Origin of the sequence: Magnetospirillum fulvum, assembly GCF_900108475.1 — a bacterium.
In the GTDB taxonomy this organism is placed as follows: domain Bacteria; phylum Pseudomonadota; class Alphaproteobacteria; order Rhodospirillales; family Magnetospirillaceae; genus Phaeospirillum; species Phaeospirillum fulvum_A.
In genome coordinates this window covers 1-2,677 of record NZ_FNWO01000027.1, presented here as the reverse complement: position 1 = coordinate 2,677, position 2,677 = coordinate 1, and the positions used below count along the sequence as shown (strand labels likewise).

Genomic DNA, 2,677 nt, shown 5'->3' with positions numbered 1-2,677 from the left:
CATCGCCACCAGATACGACCGACTCGCCAAAAACTTCATGGCGGCGGTCTGCATTGCCGCAACCGTCAGTTACTGGTTATGAGTCCTGACCCTAGCTCGCCGGCCGCATCCTCTGCATAGTCTTCATGGCCACCGAGGTGCAGGCGAAGTATCGCCAGATCAGCGCCGCGCGCGACTAGGCGCGCACCGATTTTCTTGCCTTTGAACCAGTCTGAGAGGCTGACCGCCAACGTGTGTGCGTATTGCGCTCGTTGCGGTTCGTCCGGTGCGCCCCACAGTTTCGGGAAGTGGCCTTCATGGGGCTGAAGCGCGGGCAGGATTGATTCTACGGTATCGTCGATCAGCGCAACTTCATCGGACGACAGGCAAAAATATTGGTACGCGAGCTGATCGATTCTTCGAAGGATCTCGCCCTCATCGATCTGCAACGAAAACGGCTCTTTGGACCGTCCGCATGCTTCGTCCACAATCGCGATCAGCTCAAGAGCTGCTTGAGTGGCTTCACTTCGATCAGGAACATCGGCGGGCGACGGAAATGGTAATTGCAGGAGGTCGGCCTGCTGGACCTCCGGTCGGTCCGAACCGAACGACGCGGTGCCATGAAAGGCATACCAGACCGCGATGCGACTATTGAGTATTGCGGTGAGGACCTTCGCACGGTCGCTTTGGCCATCCGGCACCACGATTGCCTGGAAGATATGCTGGAAGGTCAGCGGCTCATCACAGTAGGCCGCCCGCAGGCGATTTTGTGATGTCTCCACCCCACGCGGAATAAGAATGCGCGTACCGTCGAACCCGGCCTCGAATCCGCGACGACGAACCATCGTTGAAGCGGCAGGCTGCAAGCCTTCCGCGGCCAGAGCCAAACGTGAGTAGGCTGTAATCGGTAGGTCAGGCAATCGACCGACATACTCGCTGGCGAGCGGAGGCGCGTCGCCTTCGCTGTCCTCATTGAAAGGCTGATAGCCTTGCCCGATCACCCATCGATCGCCTAGCGCTTCACGGCGACGGCTCAGGCTGCCGAAATCGGTGACGAACGCTTCCAGCTTGGGGAGCCTAGCGAGGTAGCCAAAAAGTTTGGCGTCTGGCTCACGCATCCAAAGCCGCTGCTTGAAGATAAGTGGGTTATCCAGAACTGCGCCGACCCCAAGTATGGCCTTGTCGGCGCTGTTCAGGGTGATGACACGTTTGATGCGCAGATTAAGATCGGCCTTCGGAGCCCAATAGTCGATCCGATATGGGAAGCTCTCCGCTTTCGGGCTGCCGAAGATGATCAGAGCGGCAGGACGATGGGCCTTCTCGAAAAGCTGAAATCGGAGGTCTGCGAAATTAATAATGCGATGGACCTGAGATTTCCGGAAGAACGCGTTACGTGCGTCAACCGTGTTTTGGGCATGGTTGTGCAAAAATCCCATCGTCGGCAACAAGAACGCGATCAGTCCGTCATCAGCGAGATGTGAAAGGGCTTTCCAACTGAATGCCCAGGCGTCTTCGCCTCCGGGCATAGGGTGGCCGTTCATCTTGCTCCACTGGACGGACGAGCGGGTCGGCCCGCGGCGGCTGGTCCATGGCGGATTGCCGATGATGACATCGTACCGGGTGCCGTCTGGCGGCACCTCGAAAAAGTCTTGGCAGACAAGAGTCTTGCCCCATAGTTCGGGGAGAAGTTTTCCGCGGGTGATGAGTTTTCGGATGTCTCGTGGTGAAACTTCTTCGAGCAAGGCGACATAGAGCGAGAACACCGCGACGCGAACTGCGCCGCCGTTTAGATCCCAGCCATTAATTTGACTCAACAGAGATAGCAGCGTCTTCCAGGAAATCGTCTGTGTTTTGTACTTAGCTCGCCAATGCTCACAGAGCCACTGGAACGAGCGGACGAGAAAAACGCCCGAACCGCAAGCGGGGTCGAGGAACTTTCCACCCGTCCGTGTCGTGTCCGCTAACATCTCCCAGGCTTGGGAGACGACGGTGTCGGCGAGGAACATGGGCGTGTAGTAAGCGCCGTTTGCACGGCGTTCGGCCTTGCGTTCCCCCAGAAAGCGATCATAGACGGCACTGACAAGCTCGATCGGGATGTAGCGGAAGTCATAACCCCAGAACCTTTTCTGGCCTGAATGCGCCATCTCTTCACGTCCCGATCGAAACCTAGCCAGGATGGTAAGATGGATGGCCGTTACTTCTGGTGCCTCACCTTTCGGCTCGAAAGAGCAGGGCGCAACGAACAGGTCTCCGTTGAAATCTTTATGGAGAGTTCGAAAGAGCGAACGAAAGAGATCGACGTCGCCAGTTTCTAGAAGTCCCGAAAAACTTTCAGCCCTGTTCTCGGAAATGGCCGCAAAATAGGCAGGCGTTACAATCTCACGATCTTCTAGATAGGCGATAAACATTGCCTGAATGAGCAACGCTTGTGCCGCATCTTGGGCAAGTTCGGCAGTTTGCAAGAGTTCATGTGACGAATTCAGATTATCAAGAAGAACTTGGTCAATGCGCTCTTTTGGCGGGAAATAATTGCCGTAGTCCTTCCAAAGCCGTCCGGACTCCGCGCCGTAGATCAGGTTCTGAAACCGTAGGGTTTCGGCCGTTAGGGTCAGGACTCATAACCAGTAACTGACGGTTGCGGCAATGCAGACCGCCGCCATGAAGTTTTTGGCGAGTCGGTCGTATCTGGTGGCGATGC

The 2,677-nt window shown here is 56.4% G+C and carries 1 protein-coding gene and 2 pseudogenes; 1 reads left to right on the top strand and 2 read right to left on the bottom strand.

The features are described from left to right. Positions 1-82: pseudogene (locus tag BLW40_RS17545) on the top strand (IS5/IS1182 family transposase); the annotation flags it as partial. On the opposite strand, the gene BLW40_RS16935 reads toward BLW40_RS17545, so the two are convergent. Next, on the bottom strand, positions 66-2,441 hold the full coding sequence (locus tag BLW40_RS16935) for an HsdM family class I SAM-dependent methyltransferase (protein ID WP_211656797.1): 2,376 nt from the start codon (positions 2,439-2,441) through the stop codon (positions 66-68). The pseudogene BLW40_RS17545 and the gene BLW40_RS16935 overlap by 17 nt on opposite strands. Before the next feature lie 153 nt (positions 2,442-2,594). Beyond that, positions 2,595-2,677: pseudogene (locus BLW40_RS17540) on the bottom strand (IS5/IS1182 family transposase); the annotation flags it as partial.